Here is a 17,351-nt window from a genome sequence, read left to right on the forward strand (position 1 = left end):
TGAATGGATGGCCAATGCAAAGAGTGTTCGGAAAGAGTCGCGAGGAGAAAAATCCGTCTTTGCCGCCTTGAGCTCGGCGTTTGTTGTTCCACCCGTCAACCATCCGGGACGAATGGGACCTGCCAGGATTGGACTGTGAAGCCCGCTTCGGCCACAAAAGCGACGACGCCAGCCGGACATGCCGCATGCTTCTCACGCTTGCCATCGCGAACTACCGGTCGCTTCGGCAGCTGGTGATCCCGCTCTCGAGGCTGAACCTCGTCACCGGGCCCAACGGCTCAGGCAAGTCCAGCCTCTACCGGGCCTTGCGCCTTCTCGCGGAAACGTCGACGGGCGGCCTCGTGCCGGCATTGGCCCGCGAGGGCGGGCTTCCCTCGACGCTGTGGGCGGGGCCGGAATCCTTCGGGCGCAAGGTGCTCTCCGGCGAATACGAGGTCCAGGGAACGGTCCGGTCGAAGTCCGTCAGCCTCAAGCTCGGGTTCTCGACGGAGGATTTCGGCTACCTTTGCGACCTCGGCTTGCCCCCGCCGGTGCCCGCATCGGCCTTCATGCTCGATCCAGAGCTCAAGCGGGAATGGATCTTCACGGGCGAAAGCCCACGCCCGAGCGCGCTGCTGGTGGACCGCAACGGCCCGGCCGTCCGCGCCCGGACCGTCGGCGGAAGCTGGGATGCGCTGCCGCTGCGCCTCGCCCCGTTCGAGAGCGTGATGGCCCACTGTTCCGATCCGGGGCGGACGCCGGAACTGCTGTCCCTGCGCGAGCGAATGCGGGCGTGGCGGTTCTACGATCATTTCCGCACGGATGCCGGCGCGCCGGCCCGCCAGGCGCAGATCGGCACGCACACGCCCATCCTCAACCACGACGGCGCGGACCTCGCCGCCGCCGTTCAGACGATCCACGAAATCGGCGACCGGCAGGCCTTTGCCGAGACGATCGACGATGCCTTTCCCGGTGCGCGCGTGCGGGTCGAGGTCGCGGCGGGGCGCTTCTCGCTGGTCATGGAGCAGCACGGCCTGCTGCGCCCGTTGCAGGTGGCCGAGTTGTCGGACGGCACGCTGCGCTTCCTGCTGCTGGCGACGGCCCTCCATTCACCGCGGCCGCCGGAGCTCCTGATCCTGAACGAACCGGAGACGAGCCTCCATCCCGACCTGCTGCCGGCTCTCGGGCGGCTCATCGTGAGCGCGGCCGAACGGTCGCAGGTGATCGTCGTCTCGCACGCCGTCGCCCTGGTGGGCGCGCTCGCCGAGAACCCGGATTGCGCCGTGGTCGCGCTGGAGAAGCGGCTGGGCGAGACCCACGTGGTGGGCAGCGGGCCGCTCGACCGTCCCGCCTGGACCTGGCCCGAGCGCTGAGGCGCGGACGAGCACCGGCGGCCGGCCTTTTGATGCCGAACCCGGAGTTCCGGATCGCGTTGAAGGGTCACGCACGCCCGATCATCGGACGCTGCAAACCGGAAGGTGGCCCGATGACCAAGCACGAGGGCGGCTGCGACTGCGGGCGGGTCCGGTACGCCGTCACCGGCGATCCGACCCGGGTCGGTCTCTGCCATTGCCGGGATTGCCGACACGAGAGCGGCAGCGCTTTCACGTTCTTCGCGTCCTGGCCCCGCGAGGCTTTTTCGGGCGGAGGTCCTGCTGCGGTCTGGAAGGGGCGCAGTTTCTGCCCCACCTGCGGAACACGCCTCTACACCCTCTCCGAGACGGAAGTGGGCATCCGGCTGGGATCGCTCGACGACGCGCCCTGCGGGTTCGCTCCGCACATGGAGGTCTGGGTGAAGCGCCGCGAACCGTGGTGCCCGGCGTTGGCCGATGAACAGTACTCGGAAGATCCGCCGCTTCGCCCCTGACGGCGGCACGTTGCCGCGACGGTTGCGCCGCAACCAAACGCGCGTCCCCGTGTTGCCGCCAGCGGATGCTGGACGGCAAGGGAGCGCCTCATGGAGCACGACGACGAACGCTGGATGCGCGAGGCCCTGCGGGTGGCCACCGCGCGGGGCAGCGACCCGGCGGTCACGCCGATCGGGGCCGTGATCGTGCATGACGGTCGGATCGTGGCGGAGGCCCGCAACGAGTGCGACACGCTGCACGATGCCACGGCCCATGCCGAGATGGTCGCCTTCCGGCGCGCCGGCCCGCGGGTGGCGGACGCCGACAATCCCGGGGGCGAACTGCGCGGGGCCACCCTCTACTCGACCCTGCAGCCCTGCGGCATGTGCACCATGGCCTCGATCTGGGCCAAGGTGGGCCGCGTCGTGTACGGCGCCGGGCGCGAGGACGTACACCGCATGTATTTCGAAGCCCGGCACACCGACACCATCGCGTTCATCAAGGATGCGTACCGCGACGACGTCAGCATCGCGGGCGGCGTGCTGCGCGAGGAGTGCGTGGCGCTCTACTACGGGCCGGACGATCCCGTGAGCACGGACGACCAGGGCAATCTCTGATAGGCTTCGCGAGGCCTGGGACCTCGGCTGGACGGCATTCACGAGCAGGCCCGACGCATGCACGCGGATCAGATCGCCATCGACGTGGCCACGGCCCGCGCACTCATCCAGTCCCAGTTCCCCGACCTCTGCGCGGAGACCGTCGAGCCCGTCCAGGGTTCAGGGACGGAAAATGCGATCTTCAGGGTCGGAGCCTCGGCCTGTGCGCGCTTTCCGCTTCGTCCTTCGCAGCCCGGGCCATGCTTGGCCGCGATCGGGGCACAGGCATCGGCCATGAGCGCGTTCGCGGATCGATCACCGGTGCCGGCACCTCGCCCACTCGGCATCGGTCGGCCGGGGGACCGCTATCCCTTGCCGTGGATGCTCGTGTCGTGGGTGCCGGGCGACGTCGTCACGCCCGCGGCGATGGAGGCGTCGGAGCCCTTTGCACACGATCTCGCCCGTCTCGTGATCGCGTTGCGCAACTCTTCGACGGGCGGACGACGGTTCGACGGGCAGGGCCGCGGCGGCAGCCTGACCGATCACGATGCCTGGGTGTCCGAATGCATCGCCAGGAGCGCCACCGATGTCGACCCGCGGCGCGTCGAGGCGCTCTGGCATGCGCTGCGGGCGATGCCGGCCTGCGGCCCCGACGTCATGAGCCACCGCGACCTCATCCCTTTCAACCTGCTCGTCCATGCCGGTCGTCTCGCCGGCGTACTCGACACGGGGCAGTTCGGGCCCGCTGATCCGGCGCTCGACCTGGTCGTGGCCTGGCACACCCTCGACCGGCCCCGTCGCGCCGCATTTCGGGCCCGGCTCGGATCGGGCGACACGGAATGGCGGCGCGGTGCCGCCTGGGCGCTTCAGCAGGCCCTCGGCCTCGTATGGTACTATCGCGAAAGCGTACCAGCGATGAGCCAACTGGGGTTGAGCACGGTGGGTCGTCTTCTGTCGGATCCGGACCTTCCGAGGTGAGCCACCGGGGACGACCGAAATCAGCGGATCAGCCGTGAGTGTCGAAGGATGAGCGCTCTTCCACAAGGCATCGTCGAGACCCTGGCCCGCGTCCCCGGGATCGCCGCGGTCGTGCTGGGCGGCTCGCGCGCCCGCGGCCGGGCGACAGAGGGGTCGGACTGGGACCTGGGGCTCGTCTTCCATGAGGAGCGGCCCTTCGATCCCGGGAGGCTGGCCACGGCGCTTGAACCCATCGTCGACGCGGGGTCGTCCGTGCCCACGGGCATCGGCGCCTGGGGCCCCTGGATCGTGGGCGGGGCGTGGCTGAAGGTCGGAGGCACCGCCGTCGACCTCCTCTACCGTCCGGCGGCGCGCCTGCGCGCGGTGATCGCCGCTTGCCGGGACGGCGCCGTGAGCGTGGACTACCAGCCGGGCCATCCGCACGGCTTCGTGTCGGCGATCTGGATGGGCGAGATCGCCCTGTGCCGGCCGCTGCACGATCCCACCGGCCTCGTGGCCGAACTCAAGGCTCTCGCCGATCCCTATCCCGAGGCGCTGGCTTCTGCGCTCGTCGGCCGGTTCGGCTGGGAGGCGACGTTTTCGGCCCAGAACGCCCGCAAGGCCGCGGTGCGCGGCGACGCCACGCACGTCGCGGGCTGCGCCTACCGGACGCTCGCCTGCGTCGCGCAGGTGCTCTTCGCGCTCAATCGCCGCCATCTGATCAACGAGAAGGGGGCTCTCGCCGAAGCGGCAGCGCTGCCCCTCACGCTCGCCGACCTCGGCGGGCGCGAGGCGGCCGTCTGGCAGGCCGTCGGCGACGGCGCCCTCGCCGAGGCCGTCGCCATGCTGGAGGAGATGGCCTCGGCGCTCGGCGACCTCTGTTCCCGCCACGCCGACGACGTCACCCCTTCAACGGAATCGACCTCCTGAGCCCCGACGCGGACGGCCGGCTCCTCCGTGGGGACGGGGCGCCCTGAGACGATCGACCCCGCCCGTGGTTCAGGGCCCCGCGGTCGGGTCGCGCTCGGGACGACGGTTGAGCGGCCCGCGCCCGTCGAGGAGCCCGATGTCGCGCTTCTGCTGGTCCGAGAGCGCCTCCGGATCGAGCGCGACGCTGCCGGCGCGCCTCCACAGCCGAGCCAGGATTCGGCCGAGGGCCGGCACGGGCATGCCTTGACGGCTCGCCTGAGCGAAAAGCCGGGGGAACGAGAGGGTCATGGTGCATGTCTCCACGGGGTTCGTGGCAGCGACATTCGGCTTGCGGCGGCGCGAAAACCAATCGATCCTCGGTTACACCCCATAAGGTGGCTTGATGACCTCAGCACCGTCCTCCCTGCCGCCGCTGACCGCCGTCCGGGTCTTCGAGGCCGCGGCACGGCACCAGAGCTTCACCCGTGCGGCCGGTGAGCTCGGCATGACTCAGGCCGCCGTCAGCTACCAGATCAAGGTGCTCGAGGAGCGCGTCGGGCAGCCCCTGTTCCTGCGCGCCAAAGGGCGCGTGGTGCTGTCGGACGCCGGGGAGAGGTTAGCCGGTCCCGTGAGCCGCGCCTTCGACGACCTGCGCGCCACCTTCGCGACCGTTCGCGAGGAGGCGAGCGGCACGCTTTCGATCAGCACCGTCCAGACCTTCGCGACGCACTGGCTCGTGCCCCGGCTCGGCAGCTTTCGGGCCGAGCGGCCTAACCTCGCCGTGAGGCTCGACACGCAACCGCGCCTCGTGGACTTCGCGGCCGAGGATGTGGACGTCGGCATCCGCTCCGGCACAGGCCCCTGGCCGGGGCTCGCCAGCCATCTGCTGATGCGCACGACCTTCACGCCCATGATGGCGCCCTCCCTCATCGAGCGGCTCGGGCGGCCCGACGGCCCCGCGGACCTCCTGCGCTTTCCCCTGATCGGGGTCACCGATCCGTGGTGGCTCTCGTGGTTCCGCCTCGCCGGGGTCCCGGAGCCCACCTTGTCGGCCCAGGCGGACGTGAGCCTCGGCTCGCAGCAGCTCGAGGCGAGCGCCGCCATGGCGGGCCAGGGGGTGGCGATCCTCACGCCGGGGTTCTTCGGCGAGGACCTCGCGGCCGGCCGGCTCGTGCAACCCTTCGACATCGTGGGGGACGACGGCCATTCCTACTGGCTCGTCTACCCGCAGGCCCGGCGCCACGTGCCCAAGATCAAGGCGTTCCGCGACTGGGCCTGCCGGCAGGCCCGCCTGGCGGGCGTCACCGGGTGAGCGCGAACGCGGCCTCCACCGATGCCGCTTTCGCGATATGGTAGTCGTCCCACGCCACGCGCTCCTCAGGTGACGCCCATGCGCAAGTCCGCCCTGGCCCGCTCGCTCCTCACGGCCGGCATCGTGCTGGCCTCCGCCGGGCAGGTGCCGCTCGCCCGGGCCGCGCAGCCGCAGTTCACCGCCCTCAGCGTGGCCCCCCTGTACCCGCCACGGGCCGTCCTCGCCACCGACGGCCGCACCCACCTCGCCTACGAGCTCACGGTGGTGAACGTCACGAGCCTCGTGGTGGCGATCGACGCGCTCGAAGCGGTCGATGCCGCGACCGGAGCGGTCCTCGCCTCCTGGAGCAAGGAGGCGCTTCGCGCGATCTTCCGGCTGAACGGCCACGACCCCGCCGACACTCTCGGGCCGGGGCAGTCGGCCATGGTGTTCCTGGACGTGGCCCTGCCGCCCGGAGTTCCCGTCCCGCAGGCGATCGCGCACCGGCTGACCACGCTGCGCATGGTGAAGACGCCGGGCGCCGACATGCACACCGGAACGCCGGTCGATCCCGCGCTCGGAATCCCGGCCAGGATCACCTTCGAAGGCGCCCGCGTGGACGTGGACAGGCAGCCGGCCGTGCGGCTCGAGCCGCCGCTGCGCGGGCCGGGCTGGGTCGTCGTGAACGGCTGCTGCGCCACCATCACCTCCCACCGCGGCGCGGCCATGGCTTTCGACGGCACGGTCAAGGTGCCGGAGCGCTTCGCCATCGACTTCATCCAGATCGACGCGAACCGCCGCATGTTCAACGGACCCGCGGACAAGGTGGAGAGCTACCCGCAATTCGGCGTCACGATCCACGCCGCCGCCCCGGGCACCGTCGTCGGCGTCGTCAACGACATGCCGGAGGAGGTGCCGGGCGCCGTGCGCAAAGGCATCACCACCGACAACGCGGCCGGCAACCACGTCGTCGTCGACATGGGCAGCGGCAACTTCGCGCTCTATGCCCACCTCAAGACGGGCTCGGCGACAGTGAAACCGGGCGATCGGGTCGCGACCGGGCAGGTCCTCGGCCTGCTCGGCAGCACGGGCAATTCCGACGCCCCGCACCTGCACTTCCACGTGATGGACGGCCCCTCCCCGCTGGCCTCGCAGGGGCTGCCCTACACCTTCAGCAGCCTCACCCTGCGCGGGCGCGCCGTGCTCGACGACGCCACCGTCGACAAGGGCGGACCCGTCACCGTCGATCCCGGCAGCGCGCCGGGACCGCGGACGAACGTCCTGCCGCTCGACCAGGAGGTCGTCGACTTCCCGTCGAACTGAGAGATCTAGGATCGTCCAGGCTGGACCGGCCCCTGCAAGTCAAGCGGCCGGCTTCACAGCGCCGAAATAGGCGCCCTGGGGATCGCGGCCCTGGAACACCCAGCTGCCGCCGGGAACCTCCATCGGGCCCATCACCACCGAGCCGCCCGACGCCGTCGTGCGGGCGGCCGCGGCCTGGATGTCGTCGACGATGAAGTAGAAGTTCCAATGCGGCCGGGGCATGTGCGGCGGCAGGGTCATCGTCCCGATGGTCTCCTTGCCGTCGATGGCGAGGATTTCGTAGACGCCCATGGGCCCCATGTCGTGCCCGCGAACCTTGGACCAGCCGAACATCGCCCCGTAGAAGGACAGCGCACCGGCCTGGTCCGTCGTGAACAGTTCATGCCAGCCGCACTGCCCGGGCATCCCCTCCGGCGGACGGGGCGGCGGCGGATCCATCGGCAGCGGAGTCATCACGTTGATGAAGGCGCCCTGCGGATCGGTGATCACCGCGAAGCGGCCCACCTCCGGAATGTCGGTGGGCGGCACCATCACTTGTCCGCCGAGCGACGCCGCCTTCTGCGCCGCAGCGTCGGTGTCGGGAACCATCACGTAGGCGCTCCAGTGCGGCGGCGCGCCATTGGCGAGCGCCGGCGGCGGGAAGTCCATGATCCCTCCGCTCATCGCCCCGCCACCGCCGAACATCAGGTAGGGCATGGCGCCCTCGCCGGCCTTCCCCTGCCAGGGGGCAATGTCCCAGCCCAGCGCGACGCGGTAGAAATCGGCCGCGGCCCGGTGGTCGGACGTGAGCAGCTCGTACCAGATGATCGGATTGGCCATCGCCTGTCTCCTGTTCGACGGGCGAGAGACGGTTCGCCCACGTCATGATGACGGTCGAGCTGCGCCCCTGCCGACATCGCCTCCCGGAAATCGCCGTCGCCGCGCCTCGCACGTGTCGGAACGCGTGAAGGCGCCGCGTCTTCCAGGCAGAGTGTCGCCAATATCGTCGCCCGTCGAGAGGAGACCCGCATGCCGGAAGAGAAGGCCAAAGGGCCCGCGTCCTACTTCCCCTCCATCGAGAAGACCTATGGGCGTCCGATCGCCGAGTGGCAGGACCTCGTGCGGGCGCGATGCCCGGCCAGGCACATGGACCTCGTGGCCTTCCTCAAGACGGAGCATGGCATGGGGCATGGCCACGCGAACGCCATCGTCGCCCACGTCCTGGCCCATCCGCGAGATTGAGGAGCCGAGCGCTCAGCAGCCGGTCGGACGACCCAGCTTCTCGATGCGTTGTTCGTGCCGGCCGCCGGCGAAGGCCGTCTGGAGGAAGGCCGTGATGCAGGCCTTGGCCATGTCCAGCCCGACGAGGCGTGCGCCGAGCGCGATGACGTTGGCGTCGTTGTGCTCGCGCGAGAGCGCCGCCGACAGGGGCTCGGCGACGAGCGCGCAGCGGCAGGCGGGATTGCGGTTCACGGCGATCGAGATGCCGATGCCGGACCCACAGAGCGCGATGCCGCGGTCCGCCCGTCCCGCCGCCACGTGGGTGGCCAGCTTGTAGCCGAAGTCGGGATAGTCGACGCGGGCATCGCTGTCCGGTCCCAGGTCGCTGACCTCGTGGCCCTCGTCCCGCAGCCAGGCCGCGAGCGCGGACTTGAGATCGAAGGCGGCGTGATCCGAGGCGATGGCGATGCGCATGGGCGTGGACCTTTTCGGGCGGGTGGACGGCGGCCCGGGGGCCGTTCCCCGCTCATAGGCCGCCGGGGGCACGCGACGCAATGGCCGCAGCCGCGCCATCCCCGGTCACGATGCGGGCCTGGTGGATTCGATCTCGTCCAGCACCACCTCCGGCGCCACGTCCTGCTTGATCTCCTCGAGCTCCTCCTCGGCCTCGGTCCGCACGCCGAGGTGGTCGGCGATGGAGGCCGCGAGCGTCGTGAGCTTGGTGATCTCGTGCTCCACGAGCAGGCTGATCTGGAGGTCGAGGTCGGCGCGCTTGTCGGCCGTCGCCTGGTTCCGGTTCTGGCTGATCAGCACGAAGGTCGACAGGAAGATCGCCTCCACGGACGCCCACATCGCCAGCACGACGAAGGATGCGTCCCACACGGGGACGCCGGGGATCCAGCCCAGGTTCGCCACGATCCAGAAGGCGAAGAACGCCAGATGGATGTAGACGAACATGATGCTGCCGGTGAACCGGGTGATCGTCAGGGCCAGGCGGTCCTCGAAGGACGCCTGTTCCTCCTCCGCCTTGCGCCGGTCGTTCAGCATCGCGATGTTGCGCTGAAGGACCGTGCCGAGGCCCGGTGGGCCCTGCGTGGACGGTTGTGCCCGGCTTCGGGTGCTGGCGCGGGACGTCTGGTCGGTCATCGGGGTGGCTCACGGGCGCAGGAGCCTGACAACGCCGCTGGCCGCCGTTCGGTTTGGTCCGATGGCGCCCGCCGGACCGCAGCCAGCCCGGCAGGCGCCGCAGCACTCAGTCGAAGAAGTCGGCATCCCCTTCCGACAGATACTTCCTGGCCTTCGCGGCGATCAGCTCGACGCCGAGGCCCGGACGGTCCGGCACGTCGATGAGGCCGTTCCTGACCGGCATCCCGTCGAAGCCCTCGGTGATGTCGTACCAGAACGGCTCGAAGCGGGCCGGATACTCGAACGCGATCAGGTTGTCGGGCAGCGTGGCGCAGACCTGGATCAGCGATGCCAGGCCGAAGATGCCGTTGGCCGTGCCGTGGGGCGCCATGGCGATGCCGTGCAGGTCGGCATATTCGGCGATCCACTTGAGCTCGGCGATGCCGCCCACGTCGCAGGGGTCGGGACCGATGACGTCCACCGCGCGCGTCTCGATCAGTTCCTTGAAGTTCTGGCGCAGGTAGATCTGCTCGCCGGTGTGGATGGGCGTCGTCGTGTGCGGCGTGACTTCGCGGTAGTTGTGGGCGCTGACGTGTGGCACGTAGTCCCCCGTGATCATGTCCTCGATCCACAGGAGGTGCAGGTCCTCCACCGCCTTGGCGAAGCGCAGCGCGTCGTGCACGAGGAAGCCCGGGCCGGCATCGACCGCCAGGCCGTGCCTGCTGCCGAGCGTCTCCTTGGCCGCCCGCACGCAGGCGACCATGTGGTTGAAGCCGTCCTCGCTCAGGAGGCCCTTGTGCGGATAGGGAAACGGCGCGTCATGCTGGACGGCGCCGTAGTGGAAGTCGGGGAAGTCGCGCACCATCGACGAGTGGAACGAGGTGGGCAGCTTGAACATGGTGAAGCCGCCCTCCAGCGCCATGCCGTACTCGGCCCAGCGGCGGTAGTCGTCCGGCGTGTGCTTCACGCCCGCCTCGTTGTGGTAGAGCGTGCGGTAGGTGCGCACCTGGTCTCGCACCTTGCCCCCCATGAGGCGGTAGACGGGCAGGTTGGCGGCCTTGCCGGCGATGTCCCACAGCGCAATCTCGATGGCGCTCACGGCCGCGCCGAACGGCTTGAAGCCGCCGCGCACGCGGATCCGCTTGACCACGCGCTCGACGTTCACCGGGTCTTGCCCCACCAGCCACGACTTGAGCTGCAGCACGATGGGCTGCAGGTAGGGCTTGGGAGTCTCGATCTGGCTCCAGCCGGTGATGCCCTCGTCCGTCGTGATCCGGATCACGGGGCTGCTGGCGATGACGGCACATTTCACGTCGGTGATCTTCACGCGTAACCTCCCTGGCCTTGCTGCATGACGGCGGCAAGGCTCGTCCCCTGCTCACGGCGGGCCCGGCTCGCGTCGAGGCGTGCCCGCCCGGCGAGCCTATCGCCGCCTGCGCCGGCGTGCCACCGCCCGCATGATCCTGCATGGCGGGGTTGCCGGCACCGGCCGGCCGGGTTCACGCCTTTTCAACGCACCTGCTTCACCCTGTGGGGCAACGTTTTCGGAGCCGTCCCCATGCCAGACCTCTCGCGCCGCGCCGTGATCGCCACCGCGGCCGTCGTCCCGCTGGCCGCCTGCGTCCCCGCCGGACGCGGTGGCGGACCGGTTCCCGCCGCGACGACGGCGCCGGCGGGCGAGCCGTCCTTCTTCGCGCCGGACATCTATGCCGCCGTGACCACCGAGCCGTTCCCGGTGCCTGCCGTTCCGCTGGGCGAGATCGATCCGCAGTTCCGGCGCCGGGTGGTCGACGCTCCCGCCAACCAGCCTCCCGGCACCGTCGTGGTCGACCCGAAGGCGCGCTATCTCTACCTTGTCATGCCCAACGGCCGCGCCATCCGCTACGGCGTCGGCGTCGGCCGCGAGGGCTTCGCCTGGGCGGGCTCGGCGGTGATCCACGACAAGCAGGCCTGGCCGGACTGGTATCCGCCCAAGGAAATGTTCATGCGCCAGCCCGAGCTCAAGAAGCAGATGACCGAGCTGCGCAGCGGCATCGGCATGAAGGGCGGGCCGGGCAATCCGCTCGGCGCCCGTGCCCTGTACCTGTGGCAGAACAACAAGGACACGCTCTACCGCATCCACGGCACCATCGAGCCCTCCACCATCGGCAAGAACGTGTCCTCGGGGTGCATCCGCATGGTGAACCAGGACGTGATGGACCTCTACGAGCGGGCTCCGGTGAACACCACCGTCGTCGTGCTGGCGGGCTGACGAGCCGCGCCGAAGCCATGGGTCTTGCAAGGCCCGAGCTTGCCAATCGTGCCGCTTGGCGGCAGTGTCTCGCCCGCCAGGGCGTCCAGCTAAGGTGTATGACGATGAAAAGCAGTTCTCTCGACCGCCGGTCCTTCGTGTTCGGATCCGCGGCCGGCCTCGGTGCGCTGGGCCTCGCCGGCTGCACGACGATCGACGGCATGACCACGGCCGAGGCCGAGAAGGTGTACGGCCCGCTGCCCCAGGAGAAGTTCCCGGTGCCGGCGGTCGACGTGACCAAGCTCGACCGCAAGTACTACCGTCGGACGGTTCGCTACGACAGCAAGGAAGCGCCGGGCACGATCATCGTCGATCCCGGCAACTACTACGTCTACCGCATCGAAGAGGACGGCATGGCGACCCGCTATGGCGCCAATGTCGGGCGCGACGGGTTCCGGTGGAGCGGCGACGCCTATATCGGGCGCAAGGCGGAATGGCCCATCTGGACCCCGCCTGCCGAGATGATCAAGCGCCAGCCCGAAGCCGCCAAATACGCTGGCGGCATGGCGCCCGGCCTCGACAATCCGCTCGGCGCCCGCACGCTCTACCTCTACCAGAACAACCGCTACACGCTGTACACGATCTACAGCACGAGCGACCCCGAGACGATCGGCAACGGCATCACCAGCGGCTGCGTCGGCCTGCTCACCCAGGACATGATGCACCTCTACGAGCAGACGCCGGTGAAGACCAAGGTCGTCGTGCTGCCGGCGTAAGCCTCGCCCGCACGGACCTCGCCCGCGCTATCCGAGCGCGGGCCCAACCCAGGTTGGGTTGCTCCGTCGAACGACCTGCCCTCCGCCCGCGTTTGTGGGTGGAGGCCAAGCCATGTTCGATGCCCTTCGACAGTTCCTGAGAGGCGCGCTCGCCGCCGCCGCGCGGCCGGTGTCCCGGTCGCGCAGCAAGGCGGGCATCGCCCTGCTGCCGTACCGCGGCTACGGTTCGCGGGACGAGCTGTTCCTCATCGGGCGGGTCTTCCGCCAGCGCCCCGGAGCGCGGCAGGACAAGGGCCTGAGCCTCTCCGGCCAGGTTCGCAACGTGATGCGCCGGATCACGCGGCATCCCGTGCAGGACATGGGCGTGACGGCCCGGTTCGGGGATGCGAGCCTGCGCACGCGGACCGACGCGGACGGGTATTTCCGCATCCGCATGGCGCTCCCCTCCCCCCCTCCGGACACGACCTGCTGGCACGATGTGACCCTGACGCTCGACGGCGCCCCGGTGACGGCCAAGGCCCCGGTGTTCATCCCCCCGCCCGACTGCCGCTTCGTGGTGATCAGCGACATCGACGACACCGTCGTCGAGACGGGCGTGGCCAACACGGTCCTGATGCTCTGGCGCCTGTTCGTCGCCGACGCGAAGAGCCGGACGGCCTTTCCCGGCGTGGCGGCGCTCTATCGCGGCCTGCACCGCGGGCGCTCCGACGCCGAGTTCAACCCGCTGCTCTACGTCTCGCGCGCGCCCTGGGGCACCTACGAGGTGCTCGATGCCTTCTTCAGGCTCCACGGCATCCCGGTCGGGCCCGTCCTCTTCCTGCGCGAGTGGGGCGTACGCTGGACATCGCCCATTCCGCGCAAGGCCCGGACGCACAAGGAGGACCTCATCCGGCACATGCTGGCCCTCTACGGCACATTGCCCTTCGTCCTGATCGGCGACAGCGGCCAGCAGGACCCCGAGATCTATGCCCGCATCGTGGCCGACCATCCCGGCCGGGTCCTCACGGTGATGATCCGTGACGTCAGCGGGGACCCCGCCCGGACCCGGGCGATCGCCGATTTGTCGGAGGCCGTGGCGAAGGCGGGCGCCAGCCTGCTGCTCGCCGCCGACAGCGTCGCGATGGCGCGGCACGCGCTGTCGCTCGGGCTGGTGCCCGCCGAGGTCGTCGAGGCGACCGCAGCGGATCGGCGACACGAGGCGCCTGCCGAGGACGATGCACCGGGCGCCAGTGTCGTCATCGACGCGGGCGAGCGAGGACCAGCCAGGATACAGGGCCGTTGAGACGACGCATCCTTGCGAAGCTGGAGGCGGAAAATCCTATCGTCGCCGCTCCGGACACGGGCGCGCGGCCTTCTCCCGGCCGTGCCGCAGGGGCGTTCCACCCGGCCGATTTCCAGGGCCAGGGACATCGTCGGGACTGCGGCCCTGGAACCAACATTGCTGACCGAGAATTGCCGACCCGGGGCGGATCGGAGAATTAAATCATGACTTCATCAGCTCTCAAGGCAGTCCTTGCCGCTGCCATCGTTGGTCTTCCCATCGCCGCCTGCGGCAGCAGCACGACGACGGGCGCGGCCGGCGGTGCGGTCGCCGGTGCCGTGGTCGGTGGCCCCGTCGGGGCGGCCGTCGGCGGTGTCGCCGGCGCCGCGGTGGGTGCGGCGCTCAGCCCGGACCAGAGCACGAGGGTCCGGCAGTACGTGGTCGCCCAGCGCCGTCCTTCCGTCGCCCTGCGCGACGAGGTGGTCGTGGGCTATGCGGTGCCGAGCCGCGTTCGTGTCTATCCCGTGCCGGCGAATGTCGGCCTGACGACCCAGTACGACTACGCGGTGATCAACGGCCGCACCGTTCTGGTCGAGCCGGGCACCCGCCAGGTCGTCTACATCGTCGAATAGCCTGGCCTTCGGGGACCCGGCAGGCGCCGGGTCCCCTCTCCGGCTAGCTTCTGACGAGACCGAGTTCGGCGATGATGCCGTCGGCCACCCTGGCGGGCGAGACCGAGACCTCGACCGACAGGACGTCCTCGTCGGACCCCGGCGGCTCGAGGGTGGCGAACTGGCTGTCCAGCAGGGACGTCGGCATGAAGTGGTTGCTGCGCCGGGCCATGCGCTCGCCGATCAGGGCGCGGTTGCCGACGAGGTGGACGAGCCTCGCGCCCGGCTTGCCGGCCATGATCACGTCGCGGTAGGCGCGCTTGAGCGCCGAGCACGTCACGATGCCATGCTCGCCGCGGGCGATGCGCTCCTGGATCCAGGCAGCGATGGCGGCCAGCCACGGCGCCCTGTCGCCGTCGTCGAGCGGGATGCCGCGCGACATCTTCTCCACATTGGCGGGCGGGTGGAAGCTGTCCGCATCGCGGAACGGCCAGCCGAGCCGCTCGCTGAGCGCCGTGGCGGTCGTCGTCTTGCCGGAGCTCGACACGCCCATGATCACGATGACGCTGACGGGCGCGGCCTCTGCGTTCGGACCGGCCATCACTTGCCCTTCCCGGGTTCCTGGTGGCCGCCGAAGCCCTTGCGCATGGCCGACAGCACCTTCTCGGCGAAGGTGTGGTCCTGGCGCGACCTGAAGCGCGTGTACAGGGCTGCCGTGAGCACCTCGGCAGGCACGGCCTCCTCGACCGCGGCCTGCACGGTCCAGCGGCCTTCGCCGCTGTCCTCGACATGGCCGGAATAGCTGGCGAGGTCGTTTTCCTGCGCCAGCGCGGCGGAGGTCAGGTCCAGCAGCCACGAAGTGATCACGCTGCCGCGCCGCCACACCTCGGCGATGCCGGGCAGATCCAGCTCGAGGCGGTGCTCGGGGGGCAGCGACGGGCTGTCGGCGTGCTTGAGGATGTCGAAGCCCTCGGCGATGGCCTGCATCATCCCGTATTCGATGCCGTTGTGGATCATCTTCACGAAATGGCCGGCGCCGGTCGGACCGGCATGGATGTAGCCCCGCTCGACGCGCGGATCGAGGTGGTCGACGCCGGGGGTGCGCGGGATGTCGCCGCGGCCGGGCGCGAGCGCGCTGAACAGGGGGTCGAGCCGGTCCACGGGCTCCTTGGGACCGCCGATCATCAGGCAGTAGCCGCGCTCGAGGCCCCACACGCCGCCACTGGTGCCGATGTCGAGGTAGTGGATCCCGCGCGCGCGGAGCTCGGCGCCGCGCCGGACGTCGTCCTTCCAGAAGGAGTTGCCGCCGTCGATGATGACGTCGCCCGGCTCCATGTGCCCGGCGAGTTCCTGGACCGCGGCCTCGGTGGCCTGGCCGGCCGGCAGCATGATCCAGACCGCCCGGGGGGCGGCGAGGCCCGCCACCACGCCGGCGAGATCGGACGCCGCGGTGGCGCCCGCTTCCGCGGCGAGGATCTTCCCCGGCTCGGGGTTGCGGTCGTAGACCACGCAGGTGTGCCCGCTGAGGGCCAGCCGGCGGACGATGTTCGCTCCCATGCGGCCGAGGCCGACGACGCCGAGTTGCATGTCCGTGTTCTCCTGAGCCCGACGGGACGTGTCCCGGTCCAATCCCGCGTCCGCACCGGACAAGTCAAGGGTGGCGACGACGCGCTCCCCCGCAAGGGTTGTGGCCGATCCCTGTCAGGTCAGGGACTTGGCGGCCTTTTGCCGCCCGCCCCTTCGTGCGCTGCATGGGTGTCCGGCCCCCGCCGCACGGGCGGCGGCCTACTGCAGCGCGGCCGTGAGCCGGGCGAGGTTCTCCGCCGCGCGCGTCAGGAAGGGGCGCTGGCGCCAGCGATCGAGGTCGACGGGGACGGCGCGGGCCGCATAGGCCTCCAGGATGGTCCTGAGCGGCCCCACGGCGTTCTCGCCGTAGAGCAGGACCGAGACCTCCATGTTCAGCGTGAACGAGCGGATGTCCAGGTTGCTTGAGCCGATGGCGGCGAGGTCGTCGTCCACCACCATGGCCTTGGCGTGCAGCAGCGTCGGCGCCGGATAGAGCCGCACGTCGACGCCCGCCCGCAGCAGCTCCGCGTAGAACGAGCGCTGGGCGTGGACGACGAACGTCTGGTCCACCGCCTGGGAGTTGATGAGCGTCACCTTCACCCCGCGCCGCGCCGCGTTGGTGATGGCGAGCATCAGGGCGTCGTCCGGGACGAAATAGGGGGTGGCCACGACGAGGCTGTGACGGGCGGCGTGCATCAGTCCGGTGAAGAGACGCAGGTTGTTCTCGTCGTCGAACCCCGAGCCGCTGGGGAGCACCTGCGCGATCACGCCCCCGCCGGGCGCGAAGGGCGTCGCCTCCACCGGCGGGTGCAGCGACGCGTCGAGCAGTTCGCCCGACTCCGAGTACCAGTCGGTGACGAACACCGCCTCGAGCTCGAACACGGCCGGTCCGGTCAGGCGCAGCCCCAGCTCCTCGTAGAACAGGTCGTCGGAGCGATGGTAGGCCTTCTCGATCAGGTTCAGGGACCCCGTATAGGCCTCCAGACTGTCGATCACGAGGATCTTGCGGTGGTTGCGCAGGTCGATCCGCAGGAACTCGCGCGGGTTGAGCAGCGGAAGCATGTAGCGCCACTGGATGCCAGCCGCCGTCATCCGGGCCTCCATCTCCTTGCGCCGCGGAAACTTGCGCGAGCCCATCTGGTCGAGGAGCAGACGCACGGTGACGCCCCGCGCCACGGCCGCCTCGAGCGCGGCGAACAGGGGCTCGGTCGTGGCGTCGAGCGCGACGATGTAGAATTCCACGTGCACGTAGTGGCGCGCCCGGGCGACGGACGCGACCATCTCGGCGACGATGCCGTCATAGCCGTGCAGGAAGGCGATGGTGTTGCCCTCCATCGGCGGCATGCCGCCGAGGCGCTCGGCCAGGAGCCCGAACGGCGCGCCGCGCTCACCCAGGCGCTGCGGCGGCACTGGACCCGCGAGGTCGGCGCTGCCGGCCTTGGCCAGGGTGCCGGCGATCATCTGGGTCATCTGGCGCTGCAGCTTGCGCCGCCGCGCCGGCAGCTTCGGGCTGCCGATGGCCAGGAACAGCATCACGCCCACGAAAGGCGCCGCCACGATGAGCAGGAGCCAGGCGGTGGCGGACGATGGCTTGCGGTTGATGGGCACCGTCAGGAAGGCGACGATGACGACCGCCGTGTGAAGCGCGAGCGGGAGCAGGCTCCAGAGGGTGGCGGTCAT

At 70.1% G+C, this 17,351-nt stretch carries 20 protein-coding genes; 12 read left to right on the forward strand and 8 right to left on the reverse strand.

What is annotated here, in order from left to right:
• The first annotated feature begins 185 nt into the window (after positions 1-185).
• The 5 genes from Q0Q47_RS02130 (at position 186) to Q0Q47_RS02150 (ending at position 4,309) form a co-directional block, all read left to right on the forward strand.
• Positions 186-1,352: an AAA family ATPase gene (locus Q0Q47_RS02130; RefSeq protein ID WP_293853785.1), complete on the forward strand. Its 1,167-nt coding sequence runs from the start codon at positions 186-188 to the stop codon at positions 1,350-1,352.
• Positions 1,353-1,465: 113 nt separating this feature from the next.
• Positions 1,466-1,846: a GFA family protein gene (locus tag Q0Q47_RS02135; RefSeq protein ID WP_293853787.1), complete on the forward strand. Its 381-nt coding sequence runs from the start codon at positions 1,466-1,468 to the stop codon at positions 1,844-1,846.
• A 90-nt stretch (positions 1,847-1,936) separates the two neighbouring features.
• Positions 1,937-2,443: a nucleoside deaminase gene (locus Q0Q47_RS02140; protein ID WP_293853788.1), complete on the forward strand. Its 507-nt coding sequence runs from the start codon at positions 1,937-1,939 to the stop codon at positions 2,441-2,443.
• 57 nt (positions 2,444-2,500) lie between these two features.
• Positions 2,501-3,400 (forward strand): phosphotransferase, encoded by a 900-nt coding sequence (locus tag Q0Q47_RS02145; RefSeq protein WP_293853790.1) that lies wholly within the window; start codon positions 2,501-2,503, stop codon positions 3,398-3,400.
• 48 nt (positions 3,401-3,448) lie between these two features.
• The gene (locus Q0Q47_RS02150; RefSeq protein ID WP_293853792.1) at positions 3,449-4,309 is read left to right on the forward strand and encodes a nucleotidyltransferase domain-containing protein; all 861 of its coding nucleotides are present in this window, start codon (positions 3,449-3,451) and stop codon (positions 4,307-4,309) included.
• A 69-nt stretch (positions 4,310-4,378) separates the two neighbouring features.
• Here the strand turns inward: Q0Q47_RS02150 and Q0Q47_RS02155 are convergent, their stop codons facing one another.
• Positions 4,379-4,597, reverse strand: coding sequence for a hypothetical protein (locus Q0Q47_RS02155; RefSeq protein ID WP_293853794.1), 219 nt, complete (start codon positions 4,595-4,597; stop codon positions 4,379-4,381).
• Between the two features lie 94 nt (positions 4,598-4,691).
• On the opposite strand from Q0Q47_RS02155, the gene Q0Q47_RS02160 reads away from it, so the two are divergent.
• Entirely contained in the window at positions 4,692-5,600 is a 909-nt protein-coding gene (locus tag Q0Q47_RS02160) for a LysR substrate-binding domain-containing protein (RefSeq protein ID WP_293853796.1), read from the forward strand.
• A gap of 78 nt (positions 5,601-5,678) precedes the next feature.
• A complete protein-coding gene (locus Q0Q47_RS02165; RefSeq protein WP_293853797.1) occupies positions 5,679-6,902 on the forward strand; it encodes a M23 family metallopeptidase in 1,224 nt (407 codons plus the stop codon).
• A 39-nt stretch (positions 6,903-6,941) separates the two neighbouring features.
• On the opposite strand, the gene Q0Q47_RS02170 is transcribed toward Q0Q47_RS02165, so the two are convergent.
• Entirely contained in the window at positions 6,942-7,721 is a 780-nt protein-coding gene (locus Q0Q47_RS02170) for a VOC family protein (RefSeq protein WP_293853799.1), read from the reverse strand.
• 189 nt (positions 7,722-7,910) lie between these two features.
• Here Q0Q47_RS02170 and Q0Q47_RS02175 point away from each other — a divergent pair, with 189 nt between their 5' ends.
• The gene (locus Q0Q47_RS02175) at positions 7,911-8,123 is read left to right on the forward strand and encodes a DUF4287 domain-containing protein (RefSeq protein ID WP_293853801.1); all 213 of its coding nucleotides are present in this window, start codon (positions 7,911-7,913) and stop codon (positions 8,121-8,123) included.
• A gap of 12 nt (positions 8,124-8,135) precedes the next feature.
• On the opposite strand, the gene rpiB is transcribed toward Q0Q47_RS02175, so the two are convergent.
• The 3 genes from rpiB to Q0Q47_RS02190 form a co-directional block, all read right to left on the reverse strand.
• Entirely contained in the window at positions 8,136-8,576 is a 441-nt protein-coding gene (gene rpiB, locus Q0Q47_RS02180; protein WP_293853802.1) for a ribose 5-phosphate isomerase B, read from the reverse strand.
• Between the two features lie 105 nt (positions 8,577-8,681).
• Positions 8,682-9,248, reverse strand: coding sequence for a DUF1003 domain-containing protein (locus tag Q0Q47_RS02185; protein ID WP_293853804.1), 567 nt, complete (start codon positions 9,246-9,248; stop codon positions 8,682-8,684).
• Positions 9,249-9,354: 106 nt separating this feature from the next.
• Entirely contained in the window at positions 9,355-10,554 is a 1,200-nt protein-coding gene (locus Q0Q47_RS02190; RefSeq protein WP_293853805.1) for a mandelate racemase/muconate lactonizing enzyme family protein, read from the reverse strand.
• A gap of 231 nt (positions 10,555-10,785) precedes the next feature.
• Here Q0Q47_RS02190 and Q0Q47_RS02195 point away from each other — a divergent pair, with 231 nt between their 5' ends.
• The 4 genes from Q0Q47_RS02195 (at position 10,786) to Q0Q47_RS02210 (ending at position 14,126) form a co-directional block, all read left to right on the forward strand.
• On the forward strand, positions 10,786-11,478 hold the full coding sequence (locus tag Q0Q47_RS02195; protein WP_293853807.1) for a L,D-transpeptidase: 693 nt from the start codon (positions 10,786-10,788) through the stop codon (positions 11,476-11,478).
• 104 nt (positions 11,479-11,582) lie between these two features.
• Complete coding sequence (locus tag Q0Q47_RS02200; RefSeq protein ID WP_293853809.1) at positions 11,583-12,233, forward strand: L,D-transpeptidase; 651 nt, start codon at positions 11,583-11,585, stop codon at positions 12,231-12,233.
• Positions 12,234-12,345: 112 nt separating this feature from the next.
• A complete protein-coding gene (locus tag Q0Q47_RS02205) occupies positions 12,346-13,515 on the forward strand; it encodes an App1 family protein (protein WP_293853811.1) in 1,170 nt (389 codons plus the stop codon).
• Positions 13,516-13,718: 203 nt separating this feature from the next.
• Complete coding sequence (locus Q0Q47_RS02210; RefSeq protein ID WP_293853813.1) at positions 13,719-14,126, forward strand: DUF1236 domain-containing protein; 408 nt, start codon at positions 13,719-13,721, stop codon at positions 14,124-14,126.
• A 43-nt stretch (positions 14,127-14,169) separates the two neighbouring features.
• Here Q0Q47_RS02210 and Q0Q47_RS02215 read toward each other — a convergent pair whose 3' ends face one another.
• The 3 genes from Q0Q47_RS02215 to cls form a co-directional block, all read right to left on the reverse strand.
• Positions 14,170-14,706 (reverse strand): gluconokinase, encoded by a 537-nt coding sequence (locus Q0Q47_RS02215; protein WP_293853814.1) that lies wholly within the window; start codon positions 14,704-14,706, stop codon positions 14,170-14,172.
• Positions 14,706-15,734 (reverse strand): phosphogluconate dehydrogenase (NAD(+)-dependent, decarboxylating), encoded by a 1,029-nt coding sequence (gene gnd, locus Q0Q47_RS02220; RefSeq protein ID WP_293853816.1) that lies wholly within the window; start codon positions 15,732-15,734, stop codon positions 14,706-14,708. Before gnd ends, Q0Q47_RS02215 begins: the two co-directional genes overlap by 1 nt.
• A 156-nt stretch (positions 15,735-15,890) precedes the next feature.
• Positions 15,891-17,351 carry a cardiolipin synthase gene (gene cls, locus Q0Q47_RS02225; RefSeq protein WP_293853817.1) on the reverse strand — a complete coding sequence of 487 codons (1,461 nt, stop codon included), beginning with the start codon at positions 17,349-17,351 and terminating at the stop codon, positions 15,891-15,893.

Origin of the sequence: uncultured Alsobacter sp., assembly GCF_945952055.1 — a bacterium.
Taxonomy (GTDB): Bacteria; Pseudomonadota; Alphaproteobacteria; order Rhizobiales; family Beijerinckiaceae; genus Alsobacter.